The 22,241-nt window shown below is 33.8% G+C and carries 22 protein-coding genes and 1 tRNA gene; 10 read left to right on the forward strand and 13 right to left on the reverse strand.

What is annotated here, in order from left to right:
* Positions 1-503 precede the first annotated feature (503 nt).
* The 8 genes from HM984_RS13035 (at position 504) to HM984_RS13070 (ending at position 5,829) form a co-directional block, all read left to right on the forward strand.
* Positions 504-1,430, forward strand: coding sequence for an alpha/beta hydrolase family protein (locus HM984_RS13035; protein WP_179349471.1), 927 nt, complete (start codon positions 504-506; stop codon positions 1,428-1,430).
* Between the two features lie 363 nt (positions 1,431-1,793).
* Complete coding sequence (locus HM984_RS13040; RefSeq protein ID WP_115810353.1) at positions 1,794-2,654, forward strand: SPFH domain-containing protein; 861 nt, start codon at positions 1,794-1,796, stop codon at positions 2,652-2,654.
* A gap of 1 nt (position 2,655) precedes the next feature.
* On the forward strand, positions 2,656-2,844 hold the full coding sequence (locus HM984_RS13045; RefSeq protein WP_115809919.1) for a glycine zipper domain-containing protein: 189 nt from the start codon (positions 2,656-2,658) through the stop codon (positions 2,842-2,844).
* The gene (locus HM984_RS13050) at positions 2,841-2,999 is read left to right on the forward strand and encodes a DUF4177 domain-containing protein (RefSeq protein ID WP_115809917.1); all 159 of its coding nucleotides are present in this window, start codon (positions 2,841-2,843) and stop codon (positions 2,997-2,999) included. Before HM984_RS13045 ends, HM984_RS13050 begins: the two co-directional genes overlap by 4 nt.
* Positions 2,999-3,505, forward strand: coding sequence for a hypothetical protein (locus HM984_RS13055; RefSeq protein WP_179349472.1), 507 nt, complete (start codon positions 2,999-3,001; stop codon positions 3,503-3,505). The genes HM984_RS13050 and HM984_RS13055 overlap by 1 nt, the downstream gene beginning before the upstream one ends.
* Positions 3,506-3,512: 7 nt before the next feature.
* Positions 3,513-3,692, forward strand: coding sequence for a type II toxin-antitoxin system antitoxin (locus tag HM984_RS13060; RefSeq protein WP_092469092.1), 180 nt, complete (start codon positions 3,513-3,515; stop codon positions 3,690-3,692).
* A 64-nt stretch (positions 3,693-3,756) separates the two neighbouring features.
* Positions 3,757-5,067, forward strand: a complete 1,311-nt coding sequence (locus tag HM984_RS13065) for a DUF819 family protein (protein ID WP_179349473.1) — start codon at positions 3,757-3,759, stop codon at positions 5,065-5,067.
* Positions 5,068-5,118: 51 nt separating this feature from the next.
* The gene (locus HM984_RS13070) at positions 5,119-5,829 is read left to right on the forward strand and encodes a DUF4369 domain-containing protein (protein WP_179349474.1); all 711 of its coding nucleotides are present in this window, start codon (positions 5,119-5,121) and stop codon (positions 5,827-5,829) included.
* Between the two features lie 202 nt (positions 5,830-6,031).
* Here HM984_RS13070 and HM984_RS13075 read toward each other — a convergent pair.
* The 5 genes from HM984_RS13075 to idi form a co-directional block, all read right to left on the reverse strand.
* Positions 6,032-6,105: transfer RNA gene (locus HM984_RS13075), tRNA-Thr, on the reverse strand.
* A 69-nt stretch (positions 6,106-6,174) separates the two neighbouring features.
* Positions 6,175-6,444 (reverse strand): hypothetical protein, encoded by a 270-nt coding sequence (locus tag HM984_RS13080; protein ID WP_020896681.1) that lies wholly within the window; start codon positions 6,442-6,444, stop codon positions 6,175-6,177.
* Positions 6,445-6,526: 82 nt separating this feature from the next.
* Positions 6,527-7,489, reverse strand: coding sequence for a type I phosphomannose isomerase catalytic subunit (locus HM984_RS13085; RefSeq protein WP_179349475.1), 963 nt, complete (start codon positions 7,487-7,489; stop codon positions 6,527-6,529).
* 9 nt (positions 7,490-7,498) lie between these two features.
* Complete coding sequence (locus HM984_RS13090; protein WP_179349476.1) at positions 7,499-7,909, reverse strand: 6-pyruvoyl trahydropterin synthase family protein; 411 nt, start codon at positions 7,907-7,909, stop codon at positions 7,499-7,501.
* On the reverse strand, positions 7,909-8,433 hold the full coding sequence (gene idi, locus HM984_RS13095) for an isopentenyl-diphosphate Delta-isomerase (RefSeq protein WP_179349477.1): 525 nt from the start codon (positions 8,431-8,433) through the stop codon (positions 7,909-7,911). The genes HM984_RS13090 and idi overlap by 1 nt, the downstream gene beginning before the upstream one ends.
* A 141-nt stretch (positions 8,434-8,574) precedes the next feature.
* On the opposite strand from idi, the gene HM984_RS13100 reads away from it, so the two are divergent.
* Both HM984_RS13100 and HM984_RS13105 read left to right on the forward strand, forming a co-directional pair.
* Positions 8,575-10,164, forward strand: a complete 1,590-nt coding sequence (locus HM984_RS13100) for a peptide chain release factor 3 (RefSeq protein WP_179349478.1) — start codon at positions 8,575-8,577, stop codon at positions 10,162-10,164.
* A gap of 140 nt (positions 10,165-10,304) precedes the next feature.
* Positions 10,305-10,535: a (4Fe-4S)-binding protein gene (locus HM984_RS13105; protein ID WP_115809895.1), complete on the forward strand. Its 231-nt coding sequence runs from the start codon at positions 10,305-10,307 to the stop codon at positions 10,533-10,535.
* Between the two features lie 190 nt (positions 10,536-10,725).
* Here HM984_RS13105 and HM984_RS13110 read toward each other — a convergent pair whose 3' ends face one another.
* From HM984_RS13110 to nusG, 8 genes are all read right to left on the reverse strand, one after another.
* On the reverse strand, positions 10,726-11,049 hold the full coding sequence (locus HM984_RS13110) for a DUF3467 domain-containing protein (protein ID WP_020896672.1): 324 nt from the start codon (positions 11,047-11,049) through the stop codon (positions 10,726-10,728).
* A 181-nt stretch (positions 11,050-11,230) separates the two neighbouring features.
* Complete coding sequence (rpoC, locus tag HM984_RS13115) at positions 11,231-15,532, reverse strand: DNA-directed RNA polymerase subunit beta' (protein WP_115809893.1); 4,302 nt, start codon at positions 15,530-15,532, stop codon at positions 11,231-11,233.
* A gap of 44 nt (positions 15,533-15,576) precedes the next feature.
* Complete coding sequence (gene rpoB / locus HM984_RS13120; protein ID WP_115809891.1) at positions 15,577-19,389, reverse strand: DNA-directed RNA polymerase subunit beta; 3,813 nt, start codon at positions 19,387-19,389, stop codon at positions 15,577-15,579.
* Positions 19,390-19,510: 121 nt separating this feature from the next.
* Entirely contained in the window at positions 19,511-19,882 is a 372-nt protein-coding gene (gene rplL, locus HM984_RS13125; protein ID WP_115809889.1) for a 50S ribosomal protein L7/L12, read from the reverse strand.
* 59 nt (positions 19,883-19,941) lie between these two features.
* The gene (gene rplJ / locus HM984_RS13130; protein ID WP_179349479.1) at positions 19,942-20,463 is read right to left on the reverse strand and encodes a 50S ribosomal protein L10; all 522 of its coding nucleotides are present in this window, start codon (positions 20,461-20,463) and stop codon (positions 19,942-19,944) included.
* 19 nt (positions 20,464-20,482) lie between these two features.
* On the reverse strand, positions 20,483-21,172 hold the full coding sequence (rplA, locus tag HM984_RS13135; protein ID WP_115809887.1) for a 50S ribosomal protein L1: 690 nt from the start codon (positions 21,170-21,172) through the stop codon (positions 20,483-20,485).
* Positions 21,173-21,182: 10 nt separating this feature from the next.
* On the reverse strand, positions 21,183-21,623 hold the full coding sequence (gene rplK, locus HM984_RS13140) for a 50S ribosomal protein L11 (protein ID WP_020896666.1): 441 nt from the start codon (positions 21,621-21,623) through the stop codon (positions 21,183-21,185).
* Positions 21,624-21,688: 65 nt separating this feature from the next.
* The gene (gene nusG / locus HM984_RS13145; protein WP_092469059.1) at positions 21,689-22,234 is read right to left on the reverse strand and encodes a transcription termination/antitermination protein NusG; all 546 of its coding nucleotides are present in this window, start codon (positions 22,232-22,234) and stop codon (positions 21,689-21,691) included.
* Between the last annotated feature and the right edge of the window lie 7 nt (positions 22,235-22,241).

Here is a 22,241-nt window from a genome sequence, read left to right on the forward strand (position 1 = left end):
GCACAGTTTAGAGGTGTTAAAAATATAGAATTTTTCCTTTTTAGATTAACAACCATTTTTGCTTAAACACAACTTTTAGTCTTGATCCCTTAAAATTATCTAAAATTGAAGTTGGACACTGACGAACTTGAAGTTATAAAAAACAAAAAACCGAGATCCCTCAATCTCGGTTTTCGTTTATTTGCTTTTTTTTATGCTAGTAGATTTAGGGTTTCTAAGTCAACAAAACACAAGGCAAATATTAATTAATTAATCCATTGAACTAAAAACTAAATTTTAGTACGAGTCAAATATATAATTCATTTTCAATTACAACGCTTAAAAACACATTTAATCGCTTAAATACATATAATTTTAACATTTCAAGACGAAACGATGCGTTTCAACGATGAAATACGTTTTAAAATTCATCCGACTAGAATAAATTGACACTATAAAATTTGAAACAAATGTAGAATTCAATTCAATATGAATTAACTTTATACCTCTTAAAAAACTTAAAAATGAAACACTATTTAATTCTCTTTCTATGTTCAATTAGCATTATTGGATTTAGTCAAGACAAAACGTATAATGAAGAAGAAGTATCAATCTCAAAATGGATAGATGGCACATTACTTACTCCTAAAACCATAGACAAGCCAAATTTGGCAATTATCATAGCTGGTTCTGGTCCTACTAATAGAAATGGTAACCAAAACTTCCTTCAAAATAACTCCTTAAAAAAATTAGCAGAAGGCCTTACAGAAAATGGTATTGCAACATTTAGATACGATAAGCGCATCGTTAAACAAATTCTTCAAAACAAAGTCGCTAAGGACATTATGTTCGATGATTTTGTGAATGATGCTTCAGATGTATTAAATTATTTTAAAGAAAAAGGCACTTATAATAAAATCTATATTGTTGGACATAGCCAAGGAAGTTTGGTTGGCATGTTGTCTGCCAAAGAAAAAGCTGATGGTTTTATCTCATTGGCAGGTGCTGGTAATAATATAGGAGATGTACTAATAGAACAAGTGACTAAAATGGCTCCAAAATTGGGCGAAGAAACACAACGCGTTGTCGCTTTATTAAAAACAGGAAAAACAACAACGGATTATCCTGATGCATTAGGATCTCTATTTGGTCCGGACATACAAGAGTTTATGATGAATTGGATGTCTTACAATCCTACTGACATTATTAAGGAATTAAAAATGCCCATCCTTATTGTTAATGGCACAAAAGACCTTCAAGTTTCTGTTAGTGAAGCTGAAGTCCTAAAAGAAGCGAATAGTGACGCCGAACTATTGATTATAGAAAACATGAACCATGTACTGTTTGAAATCGCAGGTGATGATTTAGAAAATTCAAAGTCGTACAACGAATCTTTTAGAGCTATCTCTCCGCAACTTTTAAATCGTATTACTGCATTTATGAAGTCTTAACAGCTTTCACATATCCTAAATCACAAAAAGCATCTCTACTGATAAATATCAGAAATGAGATGCTTTTTTAACTTAACTAACCTAATAAAATGAAAAGCATCCCAACCACGAGATGCTTTTTCTAACTAACCAACCAATGTAATGTTACAACTTTGTAGTTCTGTTATCAATTGATAACAGCTGTAATAATCATTACAATTAATAGTAAGCAAACCTTGTGCCAAACTTTATTTTCTATTTCTTTTTTTAAAACTGTAACAAAATAAAATATTTGCATACTTATAAATTATAGTCTATCTTTATGATATCATTTTAATATCACTTTAACTTATCAAAATGATTAACCAACTAAATTCTAAACTTATGAAAGAAGAAAAAATCATCGTCCCAGCCAATGGCTACCTAATGCTATTTTTATTTATACTACTCTTTTTTGGAAGCATAGCATTAATACCAATTACAGAAACAGGCTGGTCTGTATTTGGTATCGTGTTCGCATTAGTATTAGCCTTCGGGTTTTTAATGGTACAACCCAACGGTTCTAGAGTTTTACTTTTATTTGGAAAATACGTTGGTACCGTAAAAAAGAATGGTTTCTATTGGGTAAACCCTTTTTATACAAAAAAGAAAATTTCACTTAGGGCTAGCAATTTTGATAGCGAACGTTTAAAAGTGAATGATAAATTAGGTAACCCTATTATGATTAGCACCATCTTAGTCTGGCGCGTTCACAACACGTATAAAGCCGCTTTTGATGTTGATAATTATGAAAATTTTGTTCGTGTACAAACCGATGCCGCCGTTCGTAAACTAGCAAGCATGTATCCTTATGATAATTTTGCAGATGAAGGTGTAGACGAAGATATTACCTTACGCTCTAGTGTTAATGAAGTGAGCAACGCCTTAGAAAAAGAGATAGACGAGCGTTTATCCATTGCAGGCATCGAAGTTTTAGAAGCACGAATTGGTTACTTGGCCTACGCACAAGAAATTGCCAATGCCATGCTTAAGCGTCAACAAGCCACAGCGATTGTTGCGGCCAGACATAAAATTGTTGAAGGTGCGGTTAGTATGGTAGAAATGGCCATAGAGCAACTTAGCAAAAAAAATGTTGTGGATTTAGATGAAGAACGAAAAGCAGCTATGGTGAGTAATCTTATGGTGGTGCTTTGTGGAGACAAAGATGCATCACCAGTATTAAATACAGGAACTTTAAATCATTAAAATGAATCAAAAACAGATTTCTAGTATTGGCATAGGGTCAGCTATAGGAAGTAGCATAGGCACCACAATTGGTGCCATAACTGACAATATCGCAACGTGTTTAATATTTGGTTCAATTATCGGAACACTAATAGGTATTATATTTGCCTTCGCGATTTTTAAGACAGACGGTAAAAATGATACATTATGAAAGAATATAAAGTAGTAACTCCTAAATTAGGCTTTAGAAATCGTATTCAAAATTTTGAAGATCTTCTTAATCAACATGCTCGTGAAGGTTGGGTCGTTAAGGATATTGGTGTGAATTGGTCTTCAGTAGTTTTTGAACGAGATAAAAACAGATAATGAAAATCTTTAAAGAAGAACAACGTTTTAATCAACCATGGTTAATTATACTGATACTAATGAGTTTATTAGTTCCTATTGGCATTATTATAAAAACATACATAGAAGATCCTAACAGCTTTTCTACTTCAGAATTATTATCTATCATTGGCGCCATTATTTTAGCTTCTTCAATACTATTTTTGTTTAAGCTAAGTACCAGAATAGATGAAGAAGGCATTCATTATCAATTCTTTCCGTTCCATTGGAGTTATAAAACCATTAAGTGGAATGCTATAGATAACGCTTATGTAAGAACCTACAGTCCTTTAAGTGAATATGGTGGTTGGGGCATAAGAGGTACAGCCATTTGGAATACATCATCTAAAGGAAAAGCCTTAAATGTTTCTGGCGACGTCGGAATTCAAATCACACTAAAAACTGGTAAAAACCTGTTAATTGGTACACAACACGAAGAAAATGCTAAAAACACTATTGCGACCTATAAATTAAAATTTAAACAGTAACATTACTATGTCTAAAAAGAAAGCCTTTGCACTACGAATGAATGAAGATATGCTGAAAGCCATTGAAAAATGGGCTTCAGACGAATTTCGTAGTACTAATGGCCAGATAGAATGGATGCTAATGCAGTATCTAAAAGAACATAACCGGCAACCCAAGCCAAAAGATAATTCAACAGAAAAAAAGTGATCGGAAACGGTCACTTTTTTAGTTTTAAATTTTTGTATTTTGCAAGTTCTAAATAAACTAAACCATGGATAATACTCCGATTTTTACTGATGATACTATTGTATTTGGGCTCTTAATGTTAGCCTTAGGATTTGTGTTTATAACCGAGTCCATAAAAACAGGTTTTTGGGCTAAGTTTTACAAAATAGTACCTGGGTTATTTATGGCTTACATGGTTCCTGCTGTTTTAACAACTACAGGTTTAATTTCTCCAGAATGGACAACGGTATCAGAAACAGGTGTTATTACCGAGCATAGTTCTAGCCTATATTACGTAGCTAGCCGCTACTTACTGCCTGCAGCCTTAGTATTAATGACTTTGAGTATTGATTTAAAAGCCGTTTTTAATTTAGGTTGGAAAGCTTTAGTTATGTTTTTCACAGGAACAATAGGTATTGTAATTGGTGGACCTATCGCCATTATATTAATTGCAAGTGTATCACCAGAAACTGTTGGTGGTGTTGGACCAGATGCTGTTTGGAGAGGCCTTTCTACTTTAGCAGGAAGCTGGATTGGTGGTGGAGCCAACCAAACGGCAATGTTAGAAATTTATGGCTACAACCAAGCGAAATACGGAGGAATGGTATTTGTAGATATTGTTGTCGCTAATATTTGGATGGCTATTATATTAATTGGTATCGGAAAAAGGAATCGTATAAATAAATGGCTAAAAGCAGACACGTCTTCAATTGAGGAATTAAAAGAAAAAATGTCAACATTTTCTGAAAAAGTAAAACGAAATCCATCACTTACGGATATAATGGTTATCTGTGCTATTGCATTTGGTACTGTAAGTATTGCGCACTTAAGTGCCAATTTTCTAGCTCCTCTTTTTGAGGGTATTGTTGCTGACATAGAATCGCCAACTACGCGTAATATATTTACCTTTTTAGGTTCAAAATTCTTTTGGATGATTAGTGTAGCTACTATAATCGCCATTGTATTATCTAATACAAAAGCTAAAAATTATGAAGGTGCTGGTGCCAGTAAATTCGGTAGTGTATTTATCTACATTCTTGTAGCTAGTATCGGGATGAAAATGGATCTAACAATGATTTTTGATAACCTTGGACTTATTGCAATCGGTGTTGTTTGGATGACCATTCACGCTATACTTTTAGTTGTTGTTGCTAAACTTATCAAAGCTCCCTATTTCTTTCTAGCGGTTGGAAGTCAGGCTAACGTTGGTGGTGCAGCCTCTGCTCCTATTGTCGCTTCTGCTTTTCACCCTTCTTTAGCTACTGTTGGAGTTTTACTAGCCGTATTTGGATATGCCGTTGGAACTATTGCAGCAATTGGTTGTACAATTTTAATGGAATTAGCAGCTGTTAGTTAGTAATATTAAAACTATTATAAGATATTTGCGCACCTAATTATTTAGCAAAACATGACAAAATTAAACAAAGTATTAAGTCTCATTATTTTAATAGCATTAGCTGTTTCTTGTGGCAAAAACAACGACGCTAACTTTACTTTAAAAGGTAGTGTTAAAGGTTTAAAGAAAGGAGTTGTTTATCTTCAAAAAGATGGAGATTCTAGTATTGTAGATTTAGATTCTATGGTTATTTCTGGTCAGTCCGAATTTACGTTACACACGCATATAGACGAGCCTATTCTACTCTATTTAAAACTGTTTAAAAATGATGGAGCAGAACATTATATTCCGTTTTTTGCAGATAAAGGTGTTACTGAAATTACAACGTCATTAAAGGGTTTTAATTATGATTCTGAAATCAAAGGTTCTAAACAGCAAGAACTTTTAAAAGAATACCTCAGCGTTTTATCGCGTTACAATGACAAAAATCTCGATATTATTGAGGAAAGTTTTAAGGCTAGAGAAAAAAACGACAGTATTGCCGTTGATTCATTGAATAGATTAGCAGATCATCTAATAAAGCGTAAGTATGCATACACTATTCAATTCGCCATGAATAATAAAGATAGTGAAATAGCACCGTATTTGGCCTTATATGAGACTCGAAATGCAAATCCGGTGTACATAGATTCAATTTATAATAGTCTTAATCCTGAAATTAAAAATTCGCTATACGGTAAAAAGTTAAGTGAAGTTATAGCGAATAGAAATTCTAATAATTAGTACGCAATAAAAAACTTCGTTGTAGTATTTATACTGTATTTAAAAAATCCAATCATATCAATGATTGGATTTTTTTATTTTATAAAACTTATGCAAGGACAGAAGTACCTATACCTGGTTCTGCCTAGTCTTCTCTTATGCGATGCATCATTAAACAAAAAAAAACTCCAACTACTTTACAGTAATTGAAGTTTTAATGAAGAGCCGATGGAGGGACTCGAACCCACGACCTGCTGATTACAAATCAGCTGCTCTAGCCAGCTGAGCTACATCGGCAAAAATTGCTTACCTTATTTCGGTAAGCGAGCGCAAATTTAAAATAGATTTTCAAATTTGCAAATCAATTTACTTTAATTTATTGATTTTTTCGATAAGAGCTCTTCCTTTAGTTTCAAGGTCTGCGCTAATCGCTTTAAAATGAGCTTTTTTATTTTCTGCACCTCTATCATTAACACGAGCAATTAACTCATCAAATGTTACGATAGCTTCATCTATAACAGCTTCGCTTTCTTTAGTTGGCTTTTCAGCATTCGCTAATTCCCAAACGTAAACTGCTTCAATAATATCTCCTAATACGTAGTTGATATCTTTTTTTAAATCTCTTTTATTCGACATGATAATTATTTTTTATAATAACCGCAAAAGTACTAAATCCTTTTAGTTATTTGATTCTCATTATTATTTTTTATCGTAAGTTTTAAACGTACACTTCTAGAAGTTTACCAAAAACCGATTTTAATGCAAAGTTTTTAATTTCAGCAGGTATCAAAATAGTTTCTCCTTTTGAAATATGTTCTTTAGAATCTTTAGTGGAAACCTCAACATCCCCATCGACACACATATATATTAAAAAGGAATCGTGAGTGTTTTCGATTTTTATCTCGGAGGTTATATCTATAAAATTTGTAGTAAAGAAAGGGCAGCTAACCATTTCATTAGATGCATTTTTCTGTTTTGGATAGTCGATTCTGAAATCATTTTTCATTTCAAAATCAAAAGCATCAATGGCGATATTGTTATGTAAGTCGCGCTCATTACCATTGTCATCAACACGATCCCAGTCGTAAACACGATACGTTACATCACTAGTTTGCTGTATTTCTGCTAATAATACTCCTGCCCCAATGGCATGGAGTCTTCCTGCTTCTATAAAATAAGTATCTCCTTCTTTTACGTTATCGAAATTTAAAATTTCCGTAAGGGTGTTATTTTCAAGATGCTTTAGATAGGTTGCTTTATCGACTTCTCCTTTGAATCCAACAATAAGATTAGCGTCTTTATCTGCTTGCATTACGTACCACATCTCGGTTTTACCAAATGAATTGTGTCTCTTTTTGGCTAATTCATCATTAGGATGTAACTGAATACTTAAATCTTGTTTAGCATCAATGAATTTTATTAATAAAGGAAATTCGTTTCCAAAACGTTTCCAATTTTTAGATCCTAAAAAGTTAGATTTATAATCATTTACTAACTCTTGAAGTGATTTTCCTTTTAATTCACCGTTAGCAACAACAGAAACATCATTTGGCACTGTACTGATCTCCCAGCTCTCTCCTAGATTTTTAGAATCAGAAGCTTTATTAAAGTATTGATTTAACTTTTCTCCTCCCCAAATTTTATCTTTAAGAATCGGTTGAAATTTTAACGGATATAACATGCTTCTTTATTAATTTCCTGAATAGGTTACAAAGTTACGAGGCGTTTCGTACAATGTAATTTCGAGATGAAAATTCGAGTTAAGTTTTGGTTTAATTTTATTGTAAATAACCACAGCAATATTTTCTGCTGTAGGATTTAGGTCTTTAAATTCAGGGACTTCAACATTTAAGTTCTTATGGTCAAAGGCATCTTCGACCTCTGATTTAATAATATCTTTCAATATTTTGATATCAATTACATAACCTGTTTCAGGGTCAATTTCGCCTGTAACGCTCGCAATTAACTCATAATTGTGCCCATGAAAATTAGGGTTATTACACAAACCAAAAACGGCATCATTCTTTTCAAAACTCCACTCTTTTCTATAAAGTCTGTGTGCGGCATTAAAATGTGCTTTTCTATGAACTGTAACTCGCATTATTTATTAACGTTTATAAATTCATAAAACTTTTCAAAAATTATTTTAAACCAAGCCGTGTATAGTTGTGGATTTTCAGCAATATCAGCTTTTACAGCTTCTAATGACATCCATTTCCAACTCGCTACTTCATCCGGATTAATATTTGGGTCATCATTATAATATCCAACCATAATATGGTCGTACTCATGCTCTGTTAATCCGTTATCAAATGGTGCTTTATAAATGAAAGCGGTCTTTTCTTCTAAGCCTGCTACAAAACCCATTTCTTCTTGTAAACGGCGTTTTCCTGCTTGTAAATTAGTTTCCCCATCACGTTGATGACTGCAACACGTATTAGTCCATAAACCTGGAGTATGATATTTATGCATGGCACGTTGCTGAAGCATAAGTTCGTTCTTATCATTAAATATAAATACGGAAAATGCACGATGTAAAAGCGCCTTCTCATGCGCTTCCATCTTTGGCATTAAACCAATTTTATTATCATTTTCATCTACTAAGATGACTTGTTCTTCTATCATAGCGCTAAATTAACACCTTAAAATGATATAAAAGTGAAGGAATTCATAAAAAATTAAAAGTGAAATTTGTAAAAAGCGAATCTAAGATTAATTTTAATTGTCTTTAATAATAGTATCTTCGCAGTCATTTTAAAATTTACTATGAGCTTTCTAAAAGAAATAAACAGACGACGAACCTTTGGAATCATTTCACATCCAGATGCTGGTAAAACGACCTTAACAGAAAAACTTTTGTTATTTGGTGGAGCCATACAAGAGGCTGGTGCTGTAAAAAGTAATAAAATAAAGAAAGGAGCTACAAGTGACTTTATGGAAATTGAGCGTCAGCGTGGAATCTCGGTAGCCACTTCTGTTTTAGCCTTTGAATATAATGGTATAAAAATTAATATTCTAGATACGCCTGGTCACAAAGATTTTGCTGAGGATACCTTTAGAACTTTAACCGCTGTAGATAGTGTTATTGTTGTTATTGATGTCGCCAAAGGTGTTGAAGAGCAGACCGAAAAATTGGTTGAAGTTTGTAGAATGCGTAACATCCCAATGATTGTTTTCATTAATAAAATGGATAGAGAAGGTAAAGATGCCTTTGATTTATTAGATGAAATTGAACAAAAACTTGGATTAAAAGTTGTGCCGCTAAGTTTTCCTATCGGAATGGGTTACGACTTTAAAGGGATTTACAACATCTGGGAAAAAAATATCAATCTATTTTCTGGAGATAATCGAAAAGATATTGAAGAAACTATTGAAATTTCAGATTTATCATCACCAGAATTGGATAAACTTGTAGGTGAAAAAGCAGCCAATACCTTAAGAGAAGAAATAGAGTTAGTGGACGGAATTTATCCTCACTTTAATAAAGAAGACTATTTAAGTGGTAAGCAACAGCCTGTTTTCTTTGGTTCTGCCTTAAATAATTTTGGAGTTAGAGAATTATTAGATTGTTTTGTTGACATTGCACCAAAACCGAGATCAAAAAATAGTGAAGAACGCTTAGTTAAACCTGATGAAGATCGGTTTAGTGGATTTGTTTTTAAGATTCATGCCAACATGGATCCTAATCACAGAAACCGATTAGCATTTATTAAAATTGTTTCAGGTGAGTTTAAACGTAATACACCTTATCTGCATGTACGACTTAATAAGAAAATGAAGTTTTCTAGTCCGAATGCCTTTTTCGCGGAAAAGAAAGAGATTGTTGATATTTCTTATCCTGGTGACATTGTGGGCTTACAAGATACCGGAAGTTTTAAAATAGGAGATACATTAACTGAAGGAGAACTATTAAACTATAAAGGTGTACCAAGCTTCTCTCCAGAACATTTTAGATACATCAATAACGCAGATCCGATGAAAGCCAAACAACTCTATAAAGGTATAGATCAGTTGATGGATGAAGGAGTTGCACAATTATTTACTTTAGATTTAAATGGTAGAAAAGTAATTGGTACTGTTGGAGCCTTACAATATGAAGTTATCCAATACCGACTAGAACATGAATATGGCGCCAAATGTACCTATGAAAACTTGAATGTTCATAAAGCATGTTGGGTTGAAACTAAGGATAAAAAAAGTGCTGAATTTAAAGAGTTCTTGCGTGTAAAACAGCGTTTCTTAGCTAGAGACAAGCAAAATCAATTAGTATTTTTAGCTGACTCTACGTTTTCTTTACAAATGACGCAACAAAAATACCCAAGTATAACATTCCACATGACCTCTGAATTTGAATAAAACCAATGGTAAGGTCTTTTTAAAATGTTAAAATAACACGTATTTTATCGAAGATTTTTGCTTTTAGCTATTGTTTCAATTAGGTTTACTAACTATTTATCGCTTAAAATTGAGATTAACCCCAAACTAATCTACTTAATATGGATACTAACGAAAACGTTTTCAGTAACAATGAGATTACTGTAACCTATGCACCTCGCTGTTGTACAAATGCTGAATTATGTGCAAAACAATTATCTAATGTATTTAGAAGTTCTGTAATTCCTTGGATTGATTTAGAAGGGGCACAAACAGATGTCATTATTAATCAGATCAATAAATGCCCTTCTGGAGCTTTAAAATATCACTTAAATCAAAAGGAAGTAGCCTAAATTTTAAGAATTAATCAAACAACAATAAACCTTTGAATGCGTAATTCAAAGGTTTTTTTATGTCTATATATGACTTAAGACATATATCAGTTTCTATTAAATCTAATCTTTTACTCAAATATAAATGTATTAGAAGTCCTCTGATAAGCGGTTATGAGTTGCCTCATAAAGCAACTAACATAATGAAACATTAAGCTTGACCAGTTGGCCCAAAGTTTAGGGGAATTGGTGGTTGCTCGTAATCCTTAATTTCACCATGTGCTTTTTCAAAACGTGTTACATTTTCACCTAAGGCTTTTAATAAACGTTTCGCGTGCTGTGGCGTTAAGATAATCCGAGACTTTACTTTACTCTTTGGAGTACCAGGCATAATGCTTACAAAATCTACCACAAATTCTGATACTGAGTGATTAATTATTGCCAAGTTAGAATACGTCCCTTCCGCTATTTTCTCGTCTAGCTCTATATTAATCTGTCCTTTTTTGTTATTAGGATTGTTTTTTTCGTCTGCCATTATAAAATTATTTTTTGCTTCCAAGTAATTGAAAACCTTGTTTATATTTATTTAAATTAAAAAGCCTTCATGCAAATAAATGCTTGAAGGCTTTTTGTTATTTAGATTCCTATTTCAATCATTAATTAGTTATTCGAAATTAATGAATTCTTAATCTTAGATCTCATAGGAATGACAACTACTAGTTGAAGTTCATTTCTTCTTTAGCCTTCATCATTTCATTAAACTCTTCTCTAGAACCTACAATGATGTTTTCGTAATCTCTAACACCTGTACCTGCTGGAATTCTATGACCAACAATTACATTTTCTTTAAGTCCTTCAAGCGAATCAACTTTACCATTTACAGCGGCTTCGTTAAGAACCTTAGTAGTTTCTTGGAACGATGCTGCAGATATAAACGACTTAGTTTGTAGTGAAGCTCTTGTAATACCTTGTAAGATTGGAGTTGCAGTTGCAGGACTAACATCTCTCGCTGTTACAAGATTTTTATCTTCTCTACGTAAGCTAGAGTTTTCATCTCTTAAATCTCTTACGGTTACAATCTGACCTGATTTCAAGTTCTCTGAATCACCAGCATCCTCAACCACTTTCATTCCGAAAATTTTATCATTTTCTTCAATGAAATCTGATTTATGAACTAATTGGTTCTCTAAGAAAATAGTATCACCAGAATCAATGATTCTAACTTTACGCATCATTTGTCTTACTACAACTTCGAAGTGCTTATCATTAATCTTCACACCTTGTAAACGATATACTTCTTGTACTTCATTTACTAAGTATTGTTGAACCGCAGATGGGCCTTTAATGTTAAGAATATCATTTGGTGTAATTGAACCATCAGATAAAGGCATACCAGCTTTTACATAATCATTTTCTTGTACAAGAATTTGACTAGACAACTTCACTAAGTATTTCTTAACCTCACCTAATTTCGACTCGATTATGATTTCACGGTTACCACGTTTAATTTTACCGAATGAAACAACACCATCAATCGCACTTACTACAGCAGGATTAGAAGGGTTACGTGCTTCAAACAATTCTGTTACACGAGGAAGACCACCTGTAATATCACCAGCTTTAGATGATTTACGAGGAATCTTAACTAAAATCTTACCGATATCAATTTTCTCACCGTCATCAATCATAATGTGAGCGCCAACTGGTAAGTTGTAAGAACGAATAGTTTCACCTTTAGAATCTTCAATCAATAACGTTGGAATCAACTTCTTGTTTCTAGATTCAGAAATAACTTTCTCTTGGAAACCTGTTTGTTCATCAATTTCAACTTGATATGTAACCCCTTGTTCGATGTTTTCATACTTCACTTTACCAGCAAATTCTGAAATAATAACACCATTATATGGATCCCATTCACAAATTACATCACCTCTCTTAAGTTTGCTTCCACTGTTCACATAAATGAAAGAACCATAAGGGATATTATTTGTACTAAGGACGATTCCCGTCTTAGCATCTACTAATTTCAATTCTGAAGTTCTTGAGATAACAACATCAACCTCTTTACCTTCTTTATCTTTTGATTTAACTGTTTTTAAATCTTCAATCTCAGCAATACCATCAAACTTTACAGTTAATTTATTCTCTTCAGAAATGTTACCTGCAATACCACCTACGTGGAATGTACGTAATGTTAACTGTGTTCCTGGTTCCCCAATAGATTGAGCAGCTACAACACCAACAGCTTCTCCTCTTTGTACTAGTTTACCAGTAGCAAGGTTACGTCCGTAACATTTAACACAGATTCCTTTCTTAGCTTCACAAGTTAATGCAGAACGCACTTCTATAGCATCAATTGGAGAATTTCCAATTTTCTTAGCAATAGCATCATTAATATGACCACCTGCTTCCACTAATAACTCTTCAGTTAATGGATTATATACATCGTTAAGAGAAGTTCTACCAACGATTCTATTTTCTAAGCTTTCAACGATTTCTTCGTTCTTCTTAAGTGCTGAAACTTCAATACCTCTTAATGTGCCACAATCTTCTTCGTAAACAATGACATCTTGAGAAACATCTACCAAACGACGTGTTAAGTAACCCGCATCGGCCGTTTTAAGAGCCGTATCGGCAAGACCTTTACGTGCACCGTGAGTAGAAATAAAGTATTCTAAAATTGAAAGTCCTTCCTTAAAGTTAGAAAGAATTGGATTTTCAATAATTTCTCCACCAGCTGCTGTAGATTTTTTAGGCTTAGCCATTAATCCACGCATACCTGTTAACTGACGAATTTGTTCTTTAGAACCCCTTGCACCAGAATCAAGCATCATAAATACCGAGTTAAATCCTTGTTGATCTTCTCTAATACGTTTCATTGACAATTCAGTCAATTCAGCATTTGTAGACGTCCAAATATCAATAACTTGGTTATAACGTTCGTTGTTAGTAATAAGTCCCATGTTATAGTTACCCATAATACCATCAACCTGCTTGTTAGCAGCATCAATCATACCTTGCTTCTCCTTTGGAATAATAATATCACCTAAACTAAATGATAATCCACCTTGGAATGCAAACTTATAACCTTGAGTTTTAATTGCATCTAAGAAATCAGCCGTTTCAGGTACACTTGTCTTCTTAAGAATACCGTGAATAATTTCTCTTAATGATTTTTTTGTTAATACTTCATTTATATAACCAGCAGCTTCAGGTACATGTTCGTTAAAAAGTACACGACCTACAGTAGTTTCTATAATTTGAGTTGTTAACTCACCTTCTTCATTAAAGTCTTTTGTCCTTACTTTAATTCCAGCATTTAAATCAACTTTTCTCTCATTGTAAGCAATATTTACTTCATCTGGAGAGTAGAATGTTAAACCTTCACCTTTTACAGTATAGGTTTCATCAGTTACACGCAACTTAGTCATATAATATAAACCAAGTACCATATCCTGAGAAGGTACAGTTACTGGAGAACCATTTGCAGGGTTCAATATATTATGTGAAGCCAACATTAAAAGTTGACATTCTAAAATAGCTTCTGGTCCTAATGGTAAATGCACAGCCATCTGATCTCCATCGAAATCGGCGTTAAAAGCAGTACATACTAATGGGTGTAACTGAATAGCTTTACCCTCGATAAGTTTAGGTTGGAATGCTTGTATACCAAGTCTGTGTAACGTAGGAGCACGGTTTAAAAGTACTGGATGTCCTTTTAAAACATTCTCTAAAATATCCCAAACTACAGGTTCTTTTCTATCTATAATTTTCTTTGCAGATTTTACAGTTTTTACAATTCCTCTTTCAATTAGTTTTCTAATAACAAAAGGCTTGTAAAGCTCAGCAGCCATATCTTTTGGTAAACCACATTCGAATAATCTCAATTCTGGTCCAACAACAATTACAGAACGTGCAGAATAATCAACACGCTTACCTAGTAAGTTTTGACGGAAACGTCCTTGCTTACCTTTAAGTGAATCTGATAATGATTTTAATGGTCTGTTAGAATCTGTTTTTACTGCAGATGATTTACGTGTGTTATCAAACAATGAATCTACAGATTCTTGTAACATACGTTTTTCATTACGCAAAATAACCTCTGGTGCTTTTATCTCAACTAATCTCTTAAGACGGTTGTTACGGATAATTACACGACGGTATAAATCATTTAAATCTGAAGTCGCAAAACGACCACCATCTAAAGGCACTAAAGGTCTTAATTCTGGTGGAATTACAGGTACAGCCTTCATGATCATCCACTCTGGTCTGTTTTCTCTGTTTAAGTTTGAATCTCTAAACGCTTCAACTACTTGTAAACGTTTTAAAGCTTCAGTTTTACGTTGCTTAGATGTTTCATTATTAGCTTTATGTCTTAAATCGTAAGATAACTGATCTAAATCAATACGTGCTAATAAATCGATAAGACACTCAGCCCCCATCTTAGCGATGAATTTGTTAGGATCTGTATCGTCTAAGTATTGGTTTTCTTTTTCAAGAGATTCTAAAATATTTAGATATTCTTCTTCAGTTAAGAAATCCATTTTTTGAACTGGCTCACCTTCTGCATTCATGGCAACACCTGGTTGAATAACCACGTAACGCTCATAATAGATAATCATATCTAATTTCTTAGATGGTAATCCAAGAAGGTATCCTATTTTATTTGGTAACGAACGGAAATACCAGATATGTGCAACAGGTACCACTAAATTAATGTGCCCTACTCTATCTCTACGTACTTTCTTTTCTGTTACTTCTACACCACAACGGTCACAAACAATTCCTTTGTAACGAATTCTTTTATATTTACCACAAGCACATTCAAAATCCTTCACAGGACCAAAAATACGCTCACAGAACAAACCATCTCTTTCTGGTTTGTGTGTTCGATAATTAATAGTTTCTGGCTTTAATACCTCACCACGAGACGCTCCTAAAACAGACTCAGGTGACGCTAAACCAATAGAAATTTTGTTAAATTTCTGCACTGTATTTTTATCTTGTCTTCTTGCCATGTTATTTTTTGTTATGTATGGGCAACTCGAAAGTTGCCCTTACATTATTCTTCTAATCTAATATCTAATCCTAAACCTTTCAATTCGTGCATAAGTACGTTGAACGATTCTGGAAGTCCTGGTTCTGGCATTGGCTCTCCCTTAACGATTGCTTCGTAAGTTTTAGCTCTACCAATAACATCATCTGATTTTACAGTAAGGATCTCACGTAGTGTGCTTGATGCTCCATATGCCTCAAGTGCCCAAACTTCCATCTCACCAAAACGCTGACCACCAAATTGTGCTTTACCACCTAATGGTTGTTGTGTAATTAATGAGTACGGTCCGATAGAACGTGCATGCATTTTATCATCAATCATGTGACCAAGCTTAATCATATAAATCACACCAACTGTTGCTGGTTGATCAAAACGATCACCTGTTCCACCATCATAAAGATAGGTGTGTCCAAATCTTGGAATACCAGCTTCATCTGTATAAGCATTAATTTGATCTAGAGTTGCACCATCAAAAATTGGAGTTGCATACTTCTTTCCTAAATCTTTACCTGCCCAACCTAAAACGGTTTCATAAATCTGACCAATGTTCATACGAGAAGGTACACCTAGTGGATTTAATACAATATCAACTGGAGTTCCATCTTCTAAGAAAGGCATATCTTCTTGACGAACGATACGAGCAACAATACCTTTGTTACCGTGACGACCTGCCATTTTATCACCAACTTTTAGTTTACGCTTTTTAGCAATATAAACTTTAGCTAACTTAATGATACCTGCAGGCAATTCATCACCAACAGAGATTGTAAATTTCTCACGTCTTAAAGATCCTTGAAGATCATTTTCCTTAATCTTGTAATTATGGATTAAATCTGCAACAAGTTCGTTTGTATGGTCATCAGTAGTCCATTTTCCAGATGTTAAGTGCGTATAGTCATCTACAGCATTTAACATTTTTAATGTATACTTCTTACCTTTAGGAATAATTTCTTCTCCTAAATCATTATAGATACCTTGAGCTGTCTTACCATTAACGATGTTGAATAATTTATCAACAAGAACATTTTTAAGATCATCGAATCTGTTATCGTAAACATCTTCTAGCTTTTCGATATCTTCTTTATCTTGAGCTCTCTTACGTTTATCTTTAACGGCTCTGGCAAATAATTTTTTATCAATAACTACACCATGAAGCGATGGAGATGCTTTTAAAGATGCATCTTTAACATCACCTGCTTTATCACCGAAGATCGCTCTTAAAAGTTTTTCTTCTGGTGTAGGATCTGACTCCCCTTTAGGTGTAATTTTACCAATTAAGATATCACCTGGCTTGATTTCCGCACCAATGCGAATCATACCATTTTCATCTAAATCTTTAGTTGCTTCTTCAGAAACATTAGGAATATCATTAGTTAACTCTTCGTTTCCTAATTTTGTATCTCTAACTTCTAAAGAATATTCATCAATATGGATAGATGTAAATACATCTTCTCTAACAACTTTTTCAGAAATTACAATTGCATCCTCAAAGTTATACCCTTTCCAAGGCATAAAGGCTACTTTCATATTTCTACCAAGTGCTAATTCTCCATTTTCAGTTGCATAACCTTCACAAAGTACTTGTCCTTTTTCAACTTTATCTCCTTTCTCAACGATTGGCTTTAAGTTGATTGATGTACCTTGATTGGTTTTTCTGAATTTTACTAATGGATACGTTTTAGTATCACTCTCAAAGCTAACCATTGCAGCTTCTTCAGTACGTTCGTATCTAATAGTAACTTTCTGAGCATCTACATACTCTACAGTACCAGCTCCTTCTGCATTAATTAATACTCTTGAATCTGATGCTACTTGACGCTCTAAACCAGTACCTACAATTGGTGCTTCAGGACGTAATAATGGTACAGCCTGACGCATCATGTTAGATCCCATCAATGCACGGTTGGCATCATCATGTTCCAAGAATGGAATTAAAGATGCTGAAATCGATGCAATTTGGTTAGGTGCAACATCAGTATAGTTAACGCTTGTTGGCTCAATAACAGGGAAATCACCTTCTTGACGAGAGATAATTTTATCTGCTAATATTTTACCATTATCATCAACCTTAATAGTTGCTTGTGCAATTAGCATATCTTCTTCCTCTTCAGCACTAAGATATACCGGCGTATTTTTAATATCAACAACACCGTCTTCAACTTTACGATATGGAGTTTCAATGAATCCCATAGCGTTCACTTTCGCGAAACAAGATAAAGAAGAAATTAAACCAATGTTTGGTCCTTCTGGTGTTTCAATAGGACATAAACGTCCGTAGTGTGTATAATGAACATCACGTACTTCGAAACCTGCTCTTTCTCTAGATAAACCACCTGGTCCTAATGCTGAAAGACGACGCTTATGCGTAATCTCTGCAAGAGGATTTGTTTGATCCATAAATTGAGATAACTGATTTGTACCAAAGAAAGAATTAATTACAGACGATAAAGTCTTAGCATTAATTAAATCTATTGGAGTAAACACTTCATTATCACGAACGTTCATACGTTCACGAATAGTACGTGCCATACGTGCTAAACCAACACCAAACTGAGAAGATAACTGCTCACCTACTGTACGTACACGACGGTTAGATAAGTGGTCAATATCATCAATCTCTGCTTTAGAATTGATAAGCTCAATTAAGTATTTTATAATAGTTATAATATCTAATTTGGTCAAAACTTGCTTGTCCATTCCGATATCTAACTGTAACTTTTTATTCATTCTATAACGACCTACTTCACCTAAAGAGTAACGTTGGTCAGAGAAGAATAATTTGTCAATAATACCACGTGCTGTTTCCTCATCAGGCGGCTCAGCATTACGTAGTTGACGGTAAATATGTTCAACAGCTTCTTTTTCAGAGTTTGTTGGATCTTTCTGTAATGTATTATGAATAATTGCGTAATCTCCTTGTTGCGCACTTTCTTTATGTAAAAGAATCGTTTTTACGTCTGCTTCAAGAATTTCTTCAATATTATCTTTGTCTATAATTGTATCACGATCAAGTACAATTTCGTTACGCTCAATAGATACAACTTCACCTGTATCTTCATCAACGAAATCCTCATGCCATGTATTCAATACACGAGCAGCTAATTTACGACCGATAACTTTCTTTAAACCAGATTTAGAAACTTTTACTTCTTCTGCAAGATCAAAAATTTCTAAAATATCTTTATCACGCTCAAATCCGATAGCACGGAAAAGCGTTGTAACTGGTAATTTTTTCTTTCTATCAATATAAGCATACATTACTTGATTGATATCTGTGGCAAATTCTATCCAAGATCCTTTAAAAGGAATAACTCTAGCAGAATATAATTTTGTTCCATTAGCATGGAAAGACTGGCTAAAGAATACACCAGGTGATCTATGCAATTGAGAAACTACAACACGCTCTGCACCGTTAATACAAAATGTACCACTCGGAGTCATGTAAGGAATAGTACCTAAATACACATCTTGAACTATTGTTTCGAAATCCTCATGTTCTGGATCTGTACAATATAATTTCAATCTTGCTTTTAAAGGCACACTGTATGTTAATCCTCTTTCAATACATTCTTCTATAGAATATCTAGGTGGATCGATAAAGTAATCTAAAAATTCTAGTACGAATTGATTACGCGTGTCTGTGATTGGGAAGTTCTCCATGAAGGTGTTGTATAAACCTTCTGTACCTCTTTCTTCTGACTTTGTTTCTAATTGGAAAAAATCCTGGAAGGATTTAATTTGGATATCCAAAAAGTCTGGGTAATCTGTCCTATTTACAATAGAAGAGAAATTAATTCTTTCAGCCTTTTTTGCTAACATTGATGAACGAGATTTTATTAAAATAAAAACTAAAAATGTATATAACGTTTATATACACAAAAGGGTTTAGGTCTTAGAGTACGACTCCAGACCTAAACCTTGTATTGTTGAATGAGTAAGCTTATTTAAGCTCAACTTCAGCTCCTGCCTCTTCTAATTGAGTTTTTAAAGCTTCTGCTTCGTCTTTTGTTACACCTTCCTTGATTGGACTTGGCGCATCATCAACTAATCCTTTAGCTTCTTTTAAACCTAAACCAGTTAATTCTTTAACTAATTTTACTACAGCTAACTTAGAAGCACCTGCTGCTTTTAAGATAACATCAAATTCAGTTTGCTCTTCAGCAGCTTCTGCACCTGCAGCTGGACCAGCCATAGCTACTGCAGCAGCAGCAGGCTCGATACCGTACTCATCTTTTAATATTGTTGCTAATTCATTAACTTCTTTTACTGTTAAGTTAACTAATTGTTCTGCGAAATCTTTTAAATCTGCCATTTTTCTATTGTTTAATAATGTGTGTTATAATATAATTTTCTATGTGTGTAATACTAAAATTATCCTTCTCTTTCGGATAATGTTTTAACGATACCTGCAATAGCTCCTCCACTTGATTTAAGTGCTGAGATAACGTTCTTAGCAGGAGACTGTAATAAGCCAACTATTTCGCCAATAAGTTCTTCTCTAGACTTAATATCAACTAAAGTATCTAATAAATCATCGCCAATGTAAACCGTCTCCTCTATAAAAGCTCCTTTTAATAAAGGCTTTTCAGATTTTTTACGGAATTCTTTAATTACTTTAGCTGGACCGTTACCTGTTTCAGAATACATTACTGATGTATTTCCTTTCAAAGTTGTAGGTAAGTCACCGAATTCTCTATCCGATGCTTCCATTGCTTTCTCTAAAAGTGTATTCTTTACAACTGCTAATTTGATGTTAGCTTTGAAACATGCTCTTCTTAAGTTTGAAGTTGCTACAGCATTTAATCCCGAAATATCTGTTAAATAGATATTTGAATTATCTGCTAATTGAGCAGTCAACTCTTCAATTACTTGGGATTTTTCTTCTCTTGTCATAATATTCTAAGTTTAACTACTATCCTATTTTTGTATCAACTGCAATACTTGGGCTCATTGTACTAGACATATAAATGCTCTTTACATAAACACCCTTTGAGGCAGTTGGTTTTAACTTCATAATTGTAGATAATAATTCTTGAGCATTCCCAATAATTTTATCAGTATCAAACGATGCTTTACCAATTGGTGCATGTACAATACCTGTTTTATCTACTTTAAAATCTATCTTACCAGCTTTTACTTCTGCAACTGCTTTAGCTACATCCATAGTTACTGTTCCTGTCTTAGGGTTAGGCATAAGACCTCTTGGTCCTAATACTCTACCTAATGGTCCTAACTTACCCATAATGCTTGGCATAGTAACGATAACGTCAACATCTGTCCAACCATCTTTAATTTTCTGTAAGTATTCATCTAACCCAACATAATCCGCGCCAGCTGCTTTAGCCTCTTCTTCTTTATCTGGAGTTACAAGTGCAAGAACCTTCATGTCTTTACCTGTACCGTGTGGTAATGAAACTACCCCACGCACCATTTGATTGGCTTTACGTGGATCTACACCTAATCTGATTGCTAAATCGATAGAAGCATCAAACTTTGTGTATGTAATTTCTTTTAGTAAAGCTGAAGCTTCTTCTAAAGAGTAAATCTTGTTATTATCAACCTTTCCTCTTGCTTCTTTTTGCTTCTTTGTTAATCTTGCCATTTCTAAAAATTTAGTTTGGAGCTTCTCCTCCTTTAACAGTGATACCCATCGATCTTGCTGTACCGGCAACCATTTTCATAGCTGATCCGATTTCAAAGGCATTTAAATCTACCATTTTGTCTTCAGCAATCGCTTTTACTTGATCCCAAGTTACTTTTGCTACTTTACGTCGGTTTGGTTCTCCTGATCCTTTCTTTACTTTGGCCGCTTCTAATAATTGTACTGCTGCTGGTGGAGTCTTGATTACGAAGTCAAATGATTTGTCTTTGTAAACAGAGATTGCCACAGGTAAAACTTTACCTTGTTTATCTTGTGTTCTAGCATTAAACTGCTTACAGAACTCCATGATATTAACTCCAGCGGCACCTAAAGCGGGTCCTACCGGTGGCGATGGATTCGCAGCACCTCCCCGAACTTGTAGCTTAACTACTTTGTCTATTTCTTTTGCCATTTTTTAATTTTTATACGCCTATCTATATTGGAAGCATAGATAACACGCTCTTTATGTAACAATTATTAAACTTTTTCTACTTGCATATAACTTAACTCTAATGGTGTTTTTCTTCCAAAAATCTTAACCATTACCTCAAGCTTACGCTTTTCTTCATTAATCTTCTCGATTGTACCATCAAAACCATTGAATGGACCATCGATAACTTTTACAGTTTCACCTTTTGTAAATGGAATTGCGACATTAGCATCTGCTTCTACAGACAACTCATCTACTTTACCTAACATTCTATTTACTTCAGATTGTCTTAATGGCACAGGGTCACCACCTTTTGTTTCACCTAGAAAACCGATAACGTTGGTAATCGATTTAATAATATGAGGAATCTCACCACTTAAATTGGCTTGAACCATAATGTAACCTGGAAAATAAACCTTCTCTTTGTTAATTTTTTTTCCGTTACGTATTTGAATTACTTTTTCGGTTGGGACTAAAACTTGATCTACAAAATCTTCTAAACCTAATCTTGAAATTTCATTTTCAATATAAGTTTTGATTTTGTTTTCTTGACCGCTTACCGCTCTAACAACATACCATTTTTTATCAGACATACTCTCT

The organism is Winogradskyella pacifica, from assembly GCF_013403915.1.
GTDB classification, from domain to species: Bacteria; Bacteroidota; Bacteroidia; order Flavobacteriales; family Flavobacteriaceae; genus Winogradskyella; species Winogradskyella pacifica.